Source organism: Cellulomonas algicola, from assembly GCF_019024305.1.
Lineage (GTDB): Bacteria > Actinomycetota > Actinomycetes > Actinomycetales > Cellulomonadaceae > Cellulomonas > Cellulomonas algicola.
Genome location: NZ_JAHKSJ010000018.1, coordinates 1 through 17,361, shown reverse-complemented (window position 1 = coordinate 17,361; position 17,361 = coordinate 1). Strand labels below are relative to the sequence as shown.

Here is a 17,361-nt window from a genome sequence, read left to right as displayed (position 1 = left end):
CGCGGCGCGACGACGTGACCTGCCCGGACGGTCCGGCGGCACCCGGGCCGTCCGGCACGCGCTGCTGCGTGGCGTCGCCCTGCCCGCGGCGGCGGTCCGCACCGCCCTCACCGGCACGAGCAGGAGGAACCGGGACGAATGTGGGCGGTGGTACCTACGCTGCTGTGCCATGACCGACGCGATCACCGCCACCGGCCTGGTGAAGCGGTACAAGGACGTCACGGCGCTCGACGGCGTCGACCTCACCGTGCCGACCGGCTCGGTGCTCGGTCTGCTCGGCCCCAACGGGGCGGGCAAGACCACCATCGTCCGCATCCTCGCGACGCTGCTGCAGCCCGACGCGGGCTCCGCGACCGTCGCGGGCGTGGACGTGCGGACCCACCCGCGCGAGGTGCGTCGCCGCATCGGCCTGTCCGGCCAGTACGCGGCGGTCGACGAGTACCTCACGGGCTTCGAGAACCTCGACATGATCGGCCGCCTCTACCACCTGGGCGCGAAGAGGTCGCAGGCACGTGCGCGTGAGCTCCTGGCCGCGTTCCGGCTGGAGGACGCCGCCGACCGCCCGTCGAAGACGTACTCCGGCGGCATGCGGCGACGCCTCGACCTCGCGGGCGCGCTCGTGGCCGACCCGCCGGTGATCTTCCTCGACGAGCCCACGACGGGCCTCGACCCGCGGGGCCGCGCCGACATGTGGGAGGTCATCCAGGACCTCGTCGCGGGCGGCACGACGCTGCTGCTCACGACGCAGTACCTGGAGGAGGCCGACCTGCTCGCGGACGAGATCGTGGTCATCGACCACGGCCGCATCATCGCGCAGGGCACGTCGGACGAGCTCAAGCTGCAGGTCGGCGGCGAGCGCCTCGAGCTCACGGTGCGCGACCCCGCCCGGCTCGACGACGCGCGACGCCTGCTCGAGCCGCTCGGCGTCGGCGCGGCGACGCTCGACCACGGCCGCCGCTCGTTGCTCATGCCCGTCGACGGCGGCCCGAGCACCCTGACCGAGTCGCTGCGGGTGCTCGGCGACGCGGGCGTCACGCTCGACGACGTGGGCCTGCGGCGCCCGACCCTCGACGACGTGTTCCTCTCGCTCACCGGCAGGACGGCCGAGGACGAGGGCGACGGCCGCCCGACCGACGAGGAGCCGCCCGCCGGCGTCACGACCGGTCTGCGACCCACCTCCGGAGGCGAGTGATGGCCACCCCGATCGTGCTGTCCGACGCCTACGTCGTCGCCAAGCGGAACATCATCAAGATCAAGCGGGTCCCCGACCTGCTCGTCTTCACCACGCTCTCGCCCATCATGTTCGTGCTGCTGTTCGCGTACGTGTTCGGCGGCGCGATCGACGTCCCCGGCGGCGCGGACCCCGGCGCGTACCGCGAGTTCCTCATGGCGGGGATCTTCGCCCAGACGGTCATCTTCGGCGCCACCATCACGGGCGCGGGCCTCGCGGAGGACATCAAGAAGGGCATCATCGACCGCTTCCGCTCGCTGCCCATGGCGCCGTCCGCCGTGCTCACGGGCCGCACGCTGTCGGACGTCGTCAACAACGTCCTCGTGCTCGTCGTCATGAGCCTCACGGGGCTCCTCGTGGGCTGGGGCATCCACAGCTCGGTCGCGGAGGCGGCCCTCGGGTTCCTGCTGCTGCTGGTGTTCGCCTACGCGATCTCGTGGGTGATGGCGTGGCTCGGCATGCTCGTCCCGAGCGTGGAGGTGTTCAACAACGCGACGTTCATCGTGATCTTCCCGCTGACGTTCGTGGCGAACACGTTCGTGCCCCTGAACACGCTGCCGGCGCCGCTGCAGACGTTCGCCGAGTGGAACCCGGTCTCCGCCGTGACCCAGGCGTCGCGCGAGCTGTTCGGCAACATCCCGCCGCAGGTCCCGCCGCCGGACTCGTGGCCCCTGCAGCACGCCGAGCTCTACACGCTCATCTGGGCGGGCATCTTCCTGCTCGTGTTCATCCCGCTCGCCAACCTGCAGTACCGCCGGTCGGCGAGCCGCTGAACAGGAACGACGCGGCCAGGAACGACGCGGCGCCGCCCCCCGAACCGCGAGGTCGGGGGGCGGCGCCGCTTCGTGTCGTGCGTCAGGCGGGCGACGCGTCGATGAGCGTCGACCAGTCCCGGGCGCGCGCGGCCGCAGCCGCCAGGACCCCGGAGACCGTCGTCGGGCTGTGCAGGCGGCCCGCGAGCACCGCGTCCACGGCCTCGTCGAGCGGGACCCACACGGGCACCATCGCGGCCTCCTCGTCGACCCGCGCATAGCGGTCGACCTCGGGCACGGGCGACAGGTCCCGCGCGAGGAACACGACGATCCGCTCGTCGGAGCCGCCCGGTGACGAGAAGAACTCCGTGAGCCGCCACCACGAGCCGGCCACGAGGTCGGCTTCCTCCGCGAGCTCGCGCGCCGCGGCGACGACGAGGTCCTCACCCTCGACGTCGAGCAGACCGGCGGGCGGTTCCCACAGCTCGTGCCGCACGGGGTGCCGGTACTGCGACAGCAGCAGCACCCGGTCCTCGTCGTCGAGCGCGATGACTGCGACCGCGCCGGGGTGGTCGACGTACTCGCGCAGCACCTGGCTGTCACCGAGGTCGACGACGTCCCCCGCGAGGTCCCAGACCTTGCCGTGGTGGATGACCTCGTGCGAGACGACCGGCCGCGGTGCGTGCCGGTCCTCCACGGGACCCGTCGGGCCTGTCATCAGGCCTCGTCGGTGCGCTGCTCGAGGGCCGCGCCGACGAGCCCCGCGAACAGCGGGTGCGCGCGCGTCGGCCGCGACTTGAACTCGGGGTGCGCCTGCGTCGCGACGAAGTACGGGTGCGTCTCGCGCGGGAGCTCCACGAACTCGACCAGCGACGTGTCGGGCGAGACGCCCGAGATGACGAACCCGGCCTCCTCGAGCTTGTCGCGGTACGCGTTGTTCACCTCGTAGCGGTGCCGGTGGCGCTCGGAGACCGTCTCGCTGCCGTACGCCTCCGCGACGACCGAGCCGGGCGTGAGCCGCGCCTCGTAGGAGCCGAGCCGCATGGTGCCGCCCAGGTCGCCGGCGCCGCCGACGATCGCGAGCTGCTCGGCCATCGTCGCGATGACGGGGTACGCCGGGTTCTCGTCGAACTCGGACGACGACGCACCCTCGAGGCCCAGCACGTTGCGCGAGTACTCGATGACCATGCACTGCAGACCGAGGCAGATGCCGAGGGTCGGCACCCGGTTCTCGCGCGCCCAGCGCAGCGCGCCGAGCTTGCCCTCGATGCCACGCACGCCGAACCCGCCGGGCACGAGCACCGCGTCCACGCCCTCGAGCGCGAGCCGGGCACCCTCGGGGGTCTGGCAGTCGTCGGACCGGACCCACCGGATCACGACGCGCGCGTCGTGGTGGAAGCCACCGGCGCGCAGCGCCTCGGTGACCGACAGGTACGCGTCGGGCAGGTCGATGTACTTGCCGACGAGCGCGACCTCGACCTGGTGCGCGGGCTGGTGCACGCGGTGCAGCAGCTCGTCCCACCCGGACCAGTCGACGTCGCGGAACGGCAGGCCGAGGCGCTGCACGACGTACGCGTCGAGCCCCTCGGAGTGCAGCACCCGCGGGATGTCGTAGATGCTCGGCGCGTCCTTCGCGGTGACGACGCCCTCGACGTCGACGTCGCAGAACAGCGCGATCTTCCGCTTGGTGCCCTCGGGGACGTCGCGGTCTGCGCGCAGGACGATCGCGTCCGGCTGGATGCCGATGCTGCGCAGCGCGGCCACCGAGTGCTGGGTGGGCTTCGTCTTGAGCTCGCCCGACGGGCCGATGTACGGCAGCAGCGAGACGTGCAGGAAGAAGACGTTGGAGCGGCCGAGGTCGTGACGCACCTGGCGCGCGGCCTCGAGGAACGGCAGCGACTCGATGTCGCCGACGGTCCCGCCGATCTCGGTGATGATCACGTCGACGTCGTCGCTCGCCTGCGAGCGCATGCGGGTCTTGATCTCGTCGGTGATGTGCGGGATGACCTGCACCGTGTCGCCGAGGTACTCGCCGCGGCGCTCCTTGGCGATCACCTGCGAGTAGACCTGGCCGGTCGTCACGTTGGCGGAGCCGACGAGGTCGACGTCGAGGAACCGCTCGTAGTGGCCGACGTCGAGGTCCGTCTCGGCGCCGTCCTCGGTCACGAAGACCTCGCCGTGCTGGAACGGGTTCATCGTCCCGGGGTCGACGTTCAGGTACGGGTCGAGCTTCTGCATCGTGACCCGGAGGCCGCGAGAGCGGAGGAGGCGGCCGAGGCTCGATGCCGTCAGGCCCTTGCCGAGGGAGGAGGCGACGCCCCCGGTGACGAAGATGTGCCGGGTCGTGGAGTCCGACCGCCCGGAGAGTCGATGCGCGCGCTCTGTCACGGGCTTCCAATCTACCCGACGCGACGGTCGGTCTGGTCAGGCGCGCGGGGTGAGTCCCGCCACGCAGGGCGTCGGTCGGTCAGTCGGTCGGGTCGGGAGCGGCCGGCACGGCGGCCTCCGCGGGGACGGGGGTGCGCTCGACGCGCACGACGTCGGTGAGCGTGCGACGGTCCAGGACGGCGAGCGCGCCGCCCAGGACGACGAGCGCGACGACTCCGCCACCGGCCGCCGCGCCGACGGCTGCCCAGACGTCGTGCCCGACGAGCGAGCCGACCGTGTCGACGACCCACCGACCCGCGAGCGCCGCGAGGACGCCGGCCACGGCGACGACGGCGGTCGTCCGGGCGAGGCCGGCGACGGACGTCCCGCCGGCGGCCCGTGCGAGCGCCACGACGGCGGCGACACCGCCGACGAGCATCCCGGCGCTCCCGGCGATCGCGACGGCCGCGAGCGTGCGCGCGAGGTCCTTGCCGTCGGGCACGAGCACCACGGCGAGCGCGACCGACCCGACGGCGGCGGTCGCCCACCCGATCACGTTGGCCGTCACAGCCGCCCGCCCGCGCTCGAGCGCGTACAGCGCGCGCGACACGTGGAACATCACGGAGAAGCCGACGAGACCGGGCATCATCAGCGTGATCGTCGGCGCCATCGCCCCGATGCCGGAGCGGTCCCGTCCGATCGTCCCGAACACGTCCGCCACCGCAGGGGCCGCGGCCGCGACGGCTGCCGCGCCGACACCGGCCGCGGCGACGACCGCTCGCGTCGTGGCGGACGCCATCGTCGCGTACTCGCCGAGGCGGCCGTCCTTCGCACGGGCGGCGAGGCGCGGGAACGTCGAGGTCGCGAGCGGGACGACGAGCACGGCGTACGGCAGCAGGTACACCTGCTGGGACCAGACGTAGAGCGAGAACGTCCCGTCACCGCCGCGCCACGACGCGACGAGCATGACGACGAGGGTCGTGAGCTGCTGCGCGACGAGCGACCCGACGCCGGCGAACGCCAGCGCGGCGAACGGGCGCGCGACCCCGGGCGGGAACCGCAGCGTCGGCCGCAGGCGGACACCGAGCCGGTGCACGGGCCAGAACATCGGCAGGGCCATGACCGCGACGCCCGCCGTCGTGCCCCACGCGAGCACTGTGAGGGCGGCGTCACCCGCGGCCCCAGGGTCGTTCAGCTCGCCCCCGGCGAGGTGCCCGTAGGTCGCGTACACCGCGATCACCACGACCGACGACATCACGGGGGCGAACGCGGGCCAGAAGAACCGCTTGTGCGCCTGCAGCACCGCGTACAGCAGCACCGCGACGCCGTACAGCGGCACCTGGACCGCGAAGACGGTGACGAAGTACCGCAGCAGGTCCCGCTGCGGGTCGGCGAGGTCGGGCCAGACGGCCGCGATCGGTCCCGCGAGCGCCGCGAGCAGCGCCCCGAGCGGCACGAGCACCGCGAGCGTCCACCCGAGCGCGGCCGACGCGACCGCGTCCACGTCCTCGCGGAGGTTCTTCGCGACGGGCAGCGCGAGCAGCGGGACGAGCGCGCCCGCGAGCGCGCCTCCCGCGGCGGCCTCGAACAGCACGTTCGGCAGCAGGTTGGCGGAGTTGTAGGTGCTGCCGATCGCGCCGACGCCGAACGCGCTGGCCTGCACGAGGTAGCGCCCGAACCCGAGCACGCGGCTCAGCACGGTGATCGCGGCGATCATCGCCGCGGCACCGCCGAGCCCGCCCAGGACGCGGCGAGCGGTGGGGCTCACCGCGGTCCGGTCGTCGACGACGCCGCGCCCTCGCCCGTCCCGTCACGGCCGTCGGGGCCGGCTCCCGCGGCCGTGCCGCTGGTCGGGGACGCCGGCTCGGCGTCGGGCACCTCGTCGGGCGCCGCAGGACCGGTCGTGGCTGCCACCGGACGCCGTCCCCACGCGTCGATCTCGCGCAGCACCGGCGTGCGCTCGATGACCTGCGTGAAGCTGACCTTCTCGCTCGCGAGCGTGAGCGCGGTGACGACACCGAGGGCCGCCCAGCGCACCGGTCGCGGCGCGGCGAGCACGAGCGCCGTGCCGAGCGTCGCGCCGAGGGCGTTCGCTCCCCCGTCGCCGAGCATGTCGTGCTCCGCGAGGTCCTGCTCCCCCGCCGCACCCGCGGTGCCGAGCACGCCGGCCGCGGCGCCCGCGCCCGCACCGCCCGCGACCGCCAGGGGTGCCGCGACGAGCGACGCCGCCTTGAGCGCACGGCCCGGGCGCAGGTCCAGGAGGTTGAGCAGGTTCGCGCTCGCGGCGACGAGCGCACCCGAGACGGCCACGTCGACGGCCCAGCCGGCCGCGGAACGGCGTGCACCCGACGCGTCGCGCACGGGCGTCGCGACCGCGGCGGCGACGAGCGACGCCGCGCCGATCCCGAGGACCTTGAGCCCACCGGTCGTGAGCTCGCCCCGCGACAGCGCACCGAGGTGCCCGCGCAGGCCCTTGCGACGGACCTCGGTGTCCTCGGTGAGGTCGTCGATCACGCCGAACGCCGCGCCGGCACCCGTCGCGACGGTGAGCGCGACCGCGGCGCGCGCGGACGGCGCCCCGACGATCCCGCCCGCGAGCAGCCCGGCGGCGACCGCGGGGCCCTCGAGCATGCTCACGGGCTCACCGCGGTGGTTGGTCCGCGTCCAGCGCGCCGCGCCGCCCGGAGGGCTCATGTCCAGCACACCGCGGACGACCGCGGTCACGCCTCCGGCGACGACGGCCGCGGCGGCTCGCCGCAGCACGCTCAACCCTGGGTCCCGTCGGTCCTCGCCCCCGCACCGGCGTCCGCGCTGGCGGGCGTGCGATCGACGGGCGTGAGCGTCACCGCGTCGGGCAGCGGCGTCTCGCCGTCACCGAAGCCGTAGTGGCCGTTCTCGCCGGAGATCCGCACGGCGAGCGCGAGCGGCGTGGACACCTGACCGGTGACGACCTGCGTGTCGGAGACCGTGGTGAGCGCGCCGGCGAGCTGGTCGTCGCCGAGGATCGCGTCGGTCAGGCTGCCGTCGCCGCGGGGCCCGTCCGCGAGGACGGCACCCTCGGACCGCTCCTGCGCGGCCGTGAGCACCGCGAGCCACGCCGCCTGCGTCTGCTCGACCTCGTCGGTGTCGGCCGAGGCCGACGTGCCGGACCGCTCGGACGGCGCGAGGACGACGATCGCGTCGGCCGGCACCTCCACCGGGTCCTGGAGCGTGACGAGCGGGTAGTCGCCGCCCGACAGGAGCTCGAGCAGGAAGGCGGAGTCGGACGCGAGCGTGTCGGGCGCCGCCGGGTCGGCAGCGACGAGGCCCTGCACGAGCGCCGCCGCGAGCTCCTCCTGCACGCCGGCGCCGTCGGCCGGTGCGGGCGAGAGGTACTGGACGAGCTGCCCGCCGAGCGCCTGCCGGAACGAGTCCAGCCCGGTGTCCGTCCAGGCGTCGTTGAGCGTCACGTGCGCGGTCACGGTCGCGCCCGCCTGGGCGAAGCGCTCGTCGACCGCGGTGCGGACGGACTCGTCGACCTCGCCCAGCGCGACGACCGCGACGCGGCGGTCGGTGAGCGCACCCTCGAGCAGGCGCGGACCGGCGGCGTCGATGTACGTGACGGCGTGGCCGAGGTCGTCGGACGCGCTGTCCAGCTGCGACCGCAGCTCGTCCTTCTCGGTGCGCAGCTGCTGCACCTGACCCGTGAGCGTGTCGCCGATGGTCTCCTTGAGCGGCCCGGCGCCGAGCGCGATGCCGACCGCGAGCGCCAGGAACACGGAGATCAGCGAGACGATGTGGTAGCGGAAGTCGATCACGGTGCGGCATCTCCGTCGGGGGCGGCGGCAGGCGTCGCCGCGGCCGCGAGGCGGCGGGCGAGCGGGGCGGGGTGGGTCACGGGTCGCGGCGCGGGTCGGGCGGGGACGCGCCGGAGCGTCACGACGACCCTCCGAACAACGAGCCGATCCAGGACGTGACGTCGTCGATGCGCGCGCCGAGGAGGCCGAGCAGCGTCTGCCCGGCTGCGGTCGAGGCGAGCGCGACGCCGAGCGCGAAGAGGCCCGCGAGGATGAGCAGCGCGACCTGGAGGTTCGAGATCCGGTGCTTGTAGAGGCGGGACACGCCCTTGGCGTCGACGAGCTTGCCGCCCACGCGCAGCCGCGTGAGGAACGTGCTGGCCATGCCGGACCGGCCCTTGTCGAGGAACTCGACGAGCGTCGCGTGCGTGCCGACGGCGACGATCAGCTCCGCGCCCTTGTCGTCGGCGAGCAGCATCGCGACGTCCTCGCTGGTCCCCGTCGCGGGGAAGACGACGTGCCGGACGCCGAGCTGCTCGACGCGCGCGAGGCCGGGCGCGCGACCGTCGCGGTAGGCGTGCACGACGACCTCCGCGCCGCACGTCAGCGCGCGGTCGGACACCGAGTCCATGTCGCCGACGATCATGTCGGGCTTCCAGCCGGCGTCGAGGATCGCGTCGGCGCCGCCGTCGACCCCGATGAGCACGGGCCGGTACTCGCGGATGTACGGGCGGAGGGTGACCAGGTCCTCCTTGTAGTGGTAACCGCGCACCACGATCAGCACCTGACGGCCGTCGATCTCGGTGTCGATGTCCGGCACGCCGACGCCGTCGAGCAGCAGCTCGCGCTCGCGGCGCAGGTAGTCCATCGTGTTCGCCGCGAACGACTCGAGCTGGACGGACAGCCCGGCGCGGGCCTCTTCCATGGTCGCCGCGACGGTCTGCGGCGTCTGCTCGACGCCCTCGGCGACGAGCGTCTCGCCGTCGTAGACGCACCCGTCGACCACGCGCAGCTGGTGTCCCTCGGGGAGCGCCATGACGTCCGCGCCGAGGTCGTCGACGAGCGGCACGCCGGCGGACACGAGGATCTCGGGCCCGAGGTTCGGGTACCGGCCTGACGTCGACCGCGCGGCGTTGAGCACGGCCGCCGGCTGGCACGCGACGAGCGCCTCTGCGGAGACGCGGTCGAGGTCGAGGTGGTCGATGACGGCGACGTCACCCGGCCGCAGGCGCTTGGTGAGGGCCTTGGTCCGAGGGTCGACCCGGGCCGGACCGGCGATGACGCCGGCCTCGGGCGCGGGGGTCCGTCTGCGCAGGGAAGCTCTCATCGTGCCTCATCGTCCCACGGTCGAGAGCTCCAGGAGCTCGGCTGCGTGCGTGCGCGCCGCCTCCGAGTCGTCCTGGCCGGACAGCATGCGGGCGAGCTCGCGCACGCGGGCCTCGTCTGTGACCAGGCGCACATCCGACTCGGTGACGACGTCCACGCCGTCGGCGGTCGACTTGGTGACGACGAGGTGCCGGTCCGCGAACGCGGCGACCTGCGCGAGGTGCGTGACGACGAGCACCTGGGCGGACCGCGCGACGTCCGCGAGCCGCCGGCCGACCTCGATCGCCGCGCGCCCGCCGACACCCGCGTCGACCTCGTCGAACACGAACGTCCCGGGTCGTGCGGCGCCCGAGTCGGGGGCCGTCGCGAGCGTGACCTCGATCGCGAGCATGACGCGCGAGAGCTCACCGCCGGACGCGCCCTTGCCGAGCGGCCGCGCGGGCGCACCCGCGTGCGGGACGAGCAGCATCTCGACCCGGTCCGCGCCGTACGGCCCGGGCTCGGCGGGTTCGACGGTCACCTGCAGCTCGGCCCCCGCCATCGCGAGTCCCGAGAGCTCCGCGGACACCGCGGCCGCCAGCCGGCTCGCGGCCTCCGTCCGGCCCTGCGTGAGGTCGGCGGCGAGCGCGGCCACCGCCTCGTCGAGCTCGTGCACCCGCGCCCGCAGGTCGTCGAGCCGCTGGTCGCCGCCGTCGAGGTCGAGGAGCCGTCGCCCGGCGTCCTCCGCCCACGCGAGCACCTGCGCCACGTCGGAGCCGTAGCTGCGCGTGAGCTGCGCCAGCGCCGCGCGGCGCTGCTGCACGGCCTCGAGCCGCAACGGGTCGGCCTGCAGGTCCTCCATGTACGACGACAGCTCCGCGGCCACGTCCGCGAGCAGGTACCCCGCCTCCGCCACGCGCGTCGCGAGCGCGGCGAGCGCCTGGTCGTGCCCGCCCGCCTGCTCGAGCAGGCGCTTCGCGCGGTCGACGACCTCGGTCGCGGCGAGCGCGTCACCCGACGCGTCCGCCTCGCCGGCGAGCGCCTCGTGCGCGCCCGACGCGGCCGCCCGCAGGTCCTCCGCGTGCGACAGCCGGTCCGCCTCCTCGGCGAGCGCGACGTCCTCGCCCGGCTGCGGGTCGACCCGCTCCACCTCCGCGAGCCCGAGCCGCAGGAGTTCGGCCTCACGCGCGCGCTCCTGCGTGCGCGCGACCAGGTCGTCGAGCTCCTCGACGACGCGGGCCCGCTCCGCCCACGCCGCGCGGTACCGCGCCAGCGTGTCGCGGTGCGCCTCGCCGACGAACGCGTCGAGCGCCTCCCGCTGGTGCGCCGGCGACCGCAGCCGCGCCTGGTCCGCCTGGCCGTGCACCGTGACGAGCGCCTCCGCGAGGTCCGCGAGGACGGCCTGCGGCACCGAGCGACCGCCGACGTAGGCGCGCGACCGGCCGGCGACACCGTCGCTCCCGGCGCCGACCGTCCGCACCAGCAGCAGGCTGCCGTCGTCGTCGAGCTCGGCGCCCGCCTCCGCCGCGCGTGCGACGGCCGGCGCGTCGCCTGGGAGCAGCACCCGACCCTCGACCGCAGCCGACGCGGCTCCGCGCCGTACGGTCGCGGGGTCCGCCTTGCCGCCGAGCAGCAGTGACAGTGCCGTGAGCACCATCGTCTTGCCCGCACCGGTCTCGCCGGTGAGGACCGTGAGGCCAGGCCCGAGCTCGACGTGCGCCCGCGTGATGACGCCCAGGTTGTCGATCCGGATCTCCTCGATCACGTCACGCCCCCGTCCTGGCCGAGCCGCCGCCCGCGGGCCGGCCGCGCCAGCCGCTCACGGGGAGCCCGAACTTGTGCACCAGCCGCGTCGTGAACGGCGCGAGCGACAGCCGTGCGAGCCGGACCGGGACGTCGCTGCGCGTCACCTCGACGCGAGCGCCACGCGGTACGTCGAGCTGCCGCCGCCCGTCGCACGTGACGAGCCCGCGCGCCGACGACCGGTCGAGCACCTCCACCGCGAGACGGCTGCGCGGACCGACGACGAGGGGCCGCGCGAACAGCGCGTGCGCCGAGATCGGCACGAGGATCATCCCGTCGACGTCCGGCCAGACCACCGGACCTCCGGCCGAGAACGCGTGCGCGGTCGACCCGGTCGCGGTCGACGCGACGACCCCGTCGCAGCCGAACGACGACAACGGGTGCCCGTCGACCTCGAGCATCACCTCGAGCATGCGCGACCGGTCCGCCTTCTCGATCGCCGCCTCGTTGAGCGCCCAGCCCGTGCCGACCGTCCCGTCCGGGTGGAGGACGCGCACGTCGAGCGTCCCGCGCTCCTCGACCTCGAAGTCGCCCGCGGTCAGCCGGCGCACCGCCTCGCCGACGTCGTCCCGCTCGGCCTCCGCGAGGAAGCCGACGTGCCCGAGGTTCACCCCGAGGACGGGCACGTCCGTGCCACGCGTGAGCTCGGCGGCACGCAGGATCGTCCCGTCGCCGCCCAGCACGATCGCGAGCTCGAACGACGGCAGGTCGTCGGGACCGCAGTCGTCGGGCGCGAGCACGGGCTCGACACCGGCTGCCTCCAGCTCACGGACGGCCTCCTGCGTCGCTGCGACCGCCTCCTCCCGACCGCCGTGGGTCACGACGAGCGCTCGTCTGGTCACGCCTCACCTCCGAGCGCCGCGCGCACGCGACGCATCTCGATCCCGCCCTCGACGACCTCCCGCACGGCGTCGTCGAGCGGGACGCCGTCCGGCTCCGGCGGCGCGTCACCCGCGACGAGCCACAGGAAGTACTCCACGTTCCCGCTCGGGCCGGGCAGGACGCTGCGCGCGACCGCGCGCACCGCGAGCCCAGCGGCACCCGCTGCCCGCGCGACGTCCCGCACGGCCCGTGCGCGCAGCCCGGCGTCGCGCACCACGCCGCCCGAACCGAGTCGCTCCCGGCCGACCTCGAACTGCGGCTTCACCAGCACCAGCAGGTCAGCGCCCGGCGTCGCGACCGACGCGAGCGCCGGCAGCACCAGCGTCAGCGAGATGAACGACAGGTCCGCGACCACGACGCCCGGCGCCGGGTCGACGTCGCCCACCGCGAGCGAGCGGACGTTGACGCCCTCGCGCACCTCGACCCGCGGGTCCTCCCGCAGCGCCGGGACGAGCTGGTCGTGGCCCACGTCGACCGCGACCACGCGTCGCGCGCCGCGACGCAGCAGCACGTCCGTGAACCCGCCGGTGCTCGCGCCCGCGTCGAGGCACAACGCCCCCTCGACGCGGGGGCCGTCCGGCCCGAGCTGGTCCAGCACGCCCGCGAGCTTGTGCGCGGCGCGCGAGGCGTACCCGGGGTCGTCGGGATCCAGCGCGACGTCGACCGCGTCCTCGTCGGACACCTGCACCGACGCACGAGCCACCGCCCGGCCGCCGACCGAGACACGCCCGGCGGCGATGAGCTCGCCCGCGTGCCCGCGCGACCGGGCCAGCCCGCGGCGCACGAGCTCGCTGTCGAGGCGTGTCGTCACGACCTCTCAGCCCTCCGCGTCCGCCAGCCGGTCCTGCAGCGCCCCGTGGACCGCCTCGAAGACGGCGACGTGGTCACGCACCGGGGCGTCGTCGAGCCCGGCAAGACGCGTCAACGCCTCGTCGACCTGCGCGTCCCCCGTCGTCGGGCCGTCGTACGACCCGACCGCGGACGTCTCGCTCACCGGTGTACCTCCTCGTGCGTTCCGACCGCCGCACGCTGACGGTCCCGACGGTCACGCCGTGCTCCCCGACGACCGCGCCCACGGTACCTGCCGAGGCCCACAGCGCGTCCCGACGCACCCACAGGCACGGGACATCCGGTCGCGTCGCAGCCGCCCGGCGCACGTGTCCCGCACCGCCCGACGCACGGGGCCCGCACCGCCCGACGCACGGGGCCCGCACCGCCCGACGCACGGGGCCCGCACCGCCCGACGCACGGGGCCCGCACCGGCCGACGCACGGGGCCCGCACCGGCCGGCGCACGGGGCCCGCACCGGCCACGACACGGGCGAGTGCCCTCAGCGAGCCGGTGCGTCGACGCGCAGCTCAGGCACCGTGGCCGGGTCGAGCGAGCCGCCGCTGTCGACGGCGTCCCACGCAGCCGCGCAGGCGGCCCGCACGAGGTCGAGCTGGGCCGCAGGAGAGCCGGGTGTCGCCCGTCCGAGGTCCAGCGCGCCGTCGACGACGCGCGCGGCGACCTCCCGGCACGCCCACCACCCGTCGGCGTCCCGACGCGGCACCGGGTGCGGCTCGAGCAGGGACAGCAGATCGGCACCGATGAGGTGCGGTCGCTCGGTCGGCGCCGCCAGGACGTCGTCGCGCGCCGTGCTCACACCGGTCAGGACGTGCAGGCCGACGTAGCCACCGGCGCGCGCGCCCGCGAGGTCGGTGTCGAGCCGGTCACCGATGACGAGCGTCTCGCGCGCCCCCGCCCGGTCGACGGCCATCCGGTACATCGTCGGCGACGGCTTGCCCGCGCTGTCCGGGACGACGCCCGACGCGTTGCGCACCGCCCCCACGAGCGACCCGTTGCCGGGTGCGAAGCCGCGGGCCGTCGGCAGGCTGAGGTCGAGGTTCGACGCGACGTGCCACGCCCCGCGCTCGACCGCGTACGCCGCCTCCGCGAGCTGCGCCCAGCCGACGTCGGGCGCGAAGCCCTGCGCGACCGCGGCGGGCTCGTCGTCCGCGGACTCCACGACCACGAACCCGGCGGACCGCACGGCGGTGACGAGACCCGCGCCACCGACGACGAGCACCTTCGCGCCCGGTTCGAGCCGCGTGCGCAGCAGCTGCGCCGCGGCCTGGGCCGCCGTCATGACCTCGCCGGACCGGGTCGGGATCCCGAGCTCCGTCAGCTGGTCCGCGACGGACTCCGGCTCCCGCGACGCGTTGTTCGTGACGAACACCAGCCGCATCCCGCGGGCGCGCGCCGACGTCAGCCCGTCGGCCGCACCGTCGATGGGCTCGTGCCCTCGGTACGCGACGCCGTCGAGGTCGACGAGCGCGAGGTCGAACCGATCCGCGAGCGGCACGTCCGACCCGATGAGTCCTCCGCTCACGCCTCCTCCTCCTCGCTGCGTGCCACGCCCTCGCGGTCCGCGACCTGGCGATCCACGACGTCGGCGTCGAGCCCGCCATCGGCCCCGCCTGCGCCGAGCGCGGGCTCGTCCGTGCCCGCGTCGGAATCGACCTGGTCGGCGTCGCCCGCATCGTCGAGATGACTGTTGCCGTCCGACGCGTCGACCCGCTCGAGCTCGTCGCGCGCCTCGTCGACGTCATCGGCACCGGAGAGCGCGTCGTCTCCGTCGAGGGCATCGTCCTCGTCGAGGTCGTCGTCTTCGAGGACATCGTCCTCGTCGAGCTCGTCGTCGCCGTCGAGCCCGCCGTCGCCGACCGGAACATCGCCCCGGTCGGGCTCGTCCCCGGCAGGCTCGTCGTCCCCGTCGAGGCCGTCGTCGCCGTCGAGGCCGTCGTCGCCGTCGTCCCCTGCCGGTCCGTCGTCAGCCGCCTCCAGCGCGCCGGACGCGTCGGGACCTGCACCAGCCACGCCCGTCGACGTCTCGTCGACGCGCGACCCTGCGCCGTCGTCGTCCGTGTCGTCCTCGTCGTCCGTGTCGTCCTCGTCGTCCAGGTCGAAGACGACGACCTCCTCGTCGACCTCCCCTGCGGCCTCGGCGAGCTCGGCGGCCGAGTACCGCGCGAGCAGCGTCGCTGCCTCGTCGGCCCGCCCCGCCGCCTCGAGAGCCGTGGCTCGCGCCTGCGCGACCCGGACGGCCAGCACGCCGGTCGCCTGCTGCACGGCAGGGCTCGACAGCACGGCGACGGCCACCTCCGACTGACCGAGGTCGAGCCGGGCACCGGACACGACGATCGCCAGCTCGATGCGAGCGTCGGCGTCCAGCGTCTCCGCCTCCGGCTCGTTGGCGAGGGCGATCGTGCGCTCAGGCCGCCCGAGCCCGCGCTCGCAGTCCGCCATGATCGGCAGGTGCTCCGACGAGCCGTTCAGCCGTCGCACGGTGCGCAGCTCGCGCAGCGCCTCCGCGAACCGCCCGGTCCGGTACGCCGCGAGGCCCGCGGCCTCCCGTACGACGTCGATCCGCCCGGCACGCCGGACGGCGGCCTGGGCGTGCTCGTACGCGAGCTCCGGGTCGGTGTCGAGCAGCTGTCCCACGACCACCAGGTGCCGACCGACGCGCTCCGCGTTGTCCTTGGTCAGCGACCGCAGCCGCGCGCGCACCGACCGGTCGAGGTCACCGAAGACGACGTCGTCCGGCACCGGCGGCGCGGGCACACGCTCGTCCTGCGGGGGCCGCGTGGCCCGCTGGTCGTCACCACGCACGTCGTCCCGCCCGCGGGGTGGCCCGCCGGGCCGCCGCGCGTCACCGCCACGACCGGCGTCACCGTGCCGAGGACCACCGTCCCGCGACCACGAGCCACCGCCGCGGCCGCCCGAGCGCTCCTCGTCGCGACCACCAGCACGTGCACCCGAGTGCCCACCGGCACGCTGACCGGTGCGCTCACCCGAATACCCCCCAGCCCGCTCCGAGCGACCCGTCGAACGCTGCGAGTACCCGCCGGTCCTCTCACCGGAGCGTTCCGAGTACCCACCGGACCGGTCACCGACACCCGTGGACGGCTCACGGCGCGACTCACCGGATCGCTCGGCCGGACGCTCACCGCTCCGTCCGGACCAGCCGCGCGCCTGACCCGCGCCACGGCCTGCCCGGTCCCCCGGGCGCTCACCCGCGACACGCGGACGACCGTGCCCACCGGAACCAGGGCGACCGCCCGGACGCTCGTCCGCAGCACGCGAACCGCTGGACGTGCGACGCTCGGTCGCGCCGTACGGACGACGGTCTCCACCGTCCTCGCCCCGCTCACGCCAACCGCTGCGCTCGGCACCCGACCCGTACCGGGCGGACCGATCGTCACGAGCTCCACTGCGTGCACCGCCGTCGCGCGCGTCTCCCGCACGGCGGCCGTCTCGCTGCGGCGACCGATCGCCGCCAGCACCGCGCCGGTCGTCGTCCCGCCGGCCGGAACCACCACCGAAGCCACCCCGCGAGGCGCCGCCGGAGAACTCACGACGCGCCGCTCCATCGGAGAACCCGCCGCGCGCCCCTCCTCCGGAGACCCCTCCCCGCGACCGCTCGCCGAAGGACGCACCCCGCGAACCCTCCGTGGAGGAACCGCGGAAGCCACCGGAGTACCCGCCAGCCCGCGAGCCGCCGGTGGGGTAGCCACCACGCGAACCACCGGCCGAGTACCCACCGCGCGAGCTCTCACCAGAGCCCCCGCGACTCGGACGGTCCGATCCCGCCCTCGGTGCGTCGCCGCGGTCCTGACCGCGGGCGGCCGAGCTGCGCGCGCCACCGCCCGCGAACCCGCCGGAGCGATCAGGTCGCTCGTCGAACGCCCGCGATCCCGGTCGCCCGCCGCCGCGAGGAGCACCGCCGGACTGGCGATCCGACCACGACGAGCCGCGAGCCGCTCGGTCGCCGCCCTCGCGACGCCCGCGGTCGCCGGCCGAAGGGCTCGAGCCCTCCGACGACCCGCGGTAGCCACCGCCCCGCCGGTCGCCGGACCCGCCGGACGTCGAGCCGGACCGCCCGCCCCTCGAGGTCTCCTGACCTGGACGTGACGGTCCTCGACGCTCGGGCTGAGCGGACCGGTGATCGCTGTTCATGTGTGGCTCTCTCCTCGTCGCAAACGACGGCACCATGGTCTCATCCCGGATGGCGCCGGATCCCCTCGGCGCCGTGACGCCCACGACATCGCGGCCAGACGCCTCGCGCAAGCGCCGCCCGTAGCGGAACACGCCGCAGCGGGACGCACGTCGACACACGACGCTGCACTCTGGGTATACGCGATACGGGCGGACGAATGCCGCCGGAAACAGAAAGAGCCACCCCATTGCTGGGGTGGCTCTTTCT

General features: G+C 75.0%; 14 protein-coding genes. 2 read left to right on the top strand and 12 right to left on the bottom strand.

Annotation, left to right across the window (positions count from 1 at the left end):
- The first annotated feature begins 169 nt into the window (after positions 1 to 169).
- Entirely contained in the window at positions 170 to 1,192 is a 1,023-nt protein-coding gene (locus KOV94_RS14670) for an ATP-binding cassette domain-containing protein (protein WP_124343648.1), read from the top strand.
- A complete protein-coding gene (locus tag KOV94_RS14665) occupies positions 1,192 to 2,004 on the top strand; it encodes an ABC transporter permease (RefSeq protein WP_124343649.1) in 813 nt (270 codons plus the stop codon). The genes KOV94_RS14670 and KOV94_RS14665 overlap by 1 nt, the downstream gene beginning before the upstream one ends.
- Positions 2,005 to 2,086: 82 nt before the next feature.
- On the opposite strand, the gene KOV94_RS14660 is transcribed toward KOV94_RS14665, so the two are convergent.
- From KOV94_RS14660 to KOV94_RS14605, 12 genes are all read right to left on the bottom strand, one after another.
- Positions 2,087 to 2,701 carry an NUDIX domain-containing protein gene (locus tag KOV94_RS14660; protein ID WP_218052452.1) on the bottom strand — a complete coding sequence of 205 codons (615 nt, stop codon included), beginning with the start codon at positions 2,699 to 2,701 and terminating at the stop codon, positions 2,087 to 2,089.
- The gene (gene pyrG, locus KOV94_RS14655; RefSeq protein ID WP_124343651.1) at positions 2,701 to 4,371 is read right to left on the bottom strand and encodes a CTP synthase; all 1,671 of its coding nucleotides are present in this window, start codon (positions 4,369 to 4,371) and stop codon (positions 2,701 to 2,703) included. Before pyrG ends, KOV94_RS14660 begins: the two co-directional genes overlap by 1 nt.
- Positions 4,372 to 4,450: 79 nt before the next feature.
- The gene (gene murJ, locus KOV94_RS14650) at positions 4,451 to 6,118 is read right to left on the bottom strand and encodes a murein biosynthesis integral membrane protein MurJ (protein ID WP_218052451.1); all 1,668 of its coding nucleotides are present in this window, start codon (positions 6,116 to 6,118) and stop codon (positions 4,451 to 4,453) included.
- On the bottom strand, positions 6,115 to 7,119 hold the full coding sequence (locus KOV94_RS14645; RefSeq protein ID WP_225916749.1) for a hypothetical protein: 1,005 nt from the start codon (positions 7,117 to 7,119) through the stop codon (positions 6,115 to 6,117). Before KOV94_RS14645 ends, murJ begins: the two co-directional genes overlap by 4 nt.
- On the bottom strand, positions 7,116 to 8,147 hold the full coding sequence (locus tag KOV94_RS14640) for a copper transporter (RefSeq protein ID WP_218052450.1): 1,032 nt from the start codon (positions 8,145 to 8,147) through the stop codon (positions 7,116 to 7,118). The genes KOV94_RS14645 and KOV94_RS14640 overlap by 4 nt, the downstream gene beginning before the upstream one ends.
- A 118-nt stretch (positions 8,148 to 8,265) precedes the next feature.
- A complete protein-coding gene (gene steA, locus KOV94_RS14635) occupies positions 8,266 to 9,453 on the bottom strand; it encodes a putative cytokinetic ring protein SteA (protein WP_124344518.1) in 1,188 nt (395 codons plus the stop codon).
- A 6-nt stretch (positions 9,454 to 9,459) separates the two neighbouring features.
- Positions 9,460 to 11,196 (bottom strand): DNA repair protein RecN, encoded by a 1,737-nt coding sequence (recN, locus tag KOV94_RS14630; protein ID WP_124344519.1) that lies wholly within the window; start codon positions 11,194 to 11,196, stop codon positions 9,460 to 9,462.
- 1 nt (position 11,197) lies between these two features.
- A complete protein-coding gene (locus tag KOV94_RS14625; RefSeq protein ID WP_218052449.1) occupies positions 11,198 to 12,076 on the bottom strand; it encodes an NAD kinase in 879 nt (292 codons plus the stop codon).
- On the bottom strand, positions 12,073 to 12,927 hold the full coding sequence (locus tag KOV94_RS14620) for a TlyA family RNA methyltransferase (RefSeq protein ID WP_218052448.1): 855 nt from the start codon (positions 12,925 to 12,927) through the stop codon (positions 12,073 to 12,075). Before KOV94_RS14620 ends, KOV94_RS14625 begins: the two co-directional genes overlap by 4 nt.
- A gap of 6 nt (positions 12,928 to 12,933) precedes the next feature.
- Complete coding sequence (locus KOV94_RS14615) at positions 12,934 to 13,110, bottom strand: hypothetical protein (RefSeq protein WP_200829843.1); 177 nt, start codon at positions 13,108 to 13,110, stop codon at positions 12,934 to 12,936.
- 336 nt (positions 13,111 to 13,446) lie between these two features.
- Entirely contained in the window at positions 13,447 to 14,487 is a 1,041-nt protein-coding gene (locus KOV94_RS14610; RefSeq protein WP_218052447.1) for an HAD-IIA family hydrolase, read from the bottom strand.
- Complete coding sequence (locus KOV94_RS14605) at positions 14,484 to 15,719, bottom strand: tetratricopeptide repeat protein (RefSeq protein ID WP_218052446.1); 1,236 nt, start codon at positions 15,717 to 15,719, stop codon at positions 14,484 to 14,486. Before KOV94_RS14605 ends, KOV94_RS14610 begins: the two co-directional genes overlap by 4 nt.
- Between the last annotated feature and the right edge of the window lie 1,642 nt (positions 15,720 to 17,361).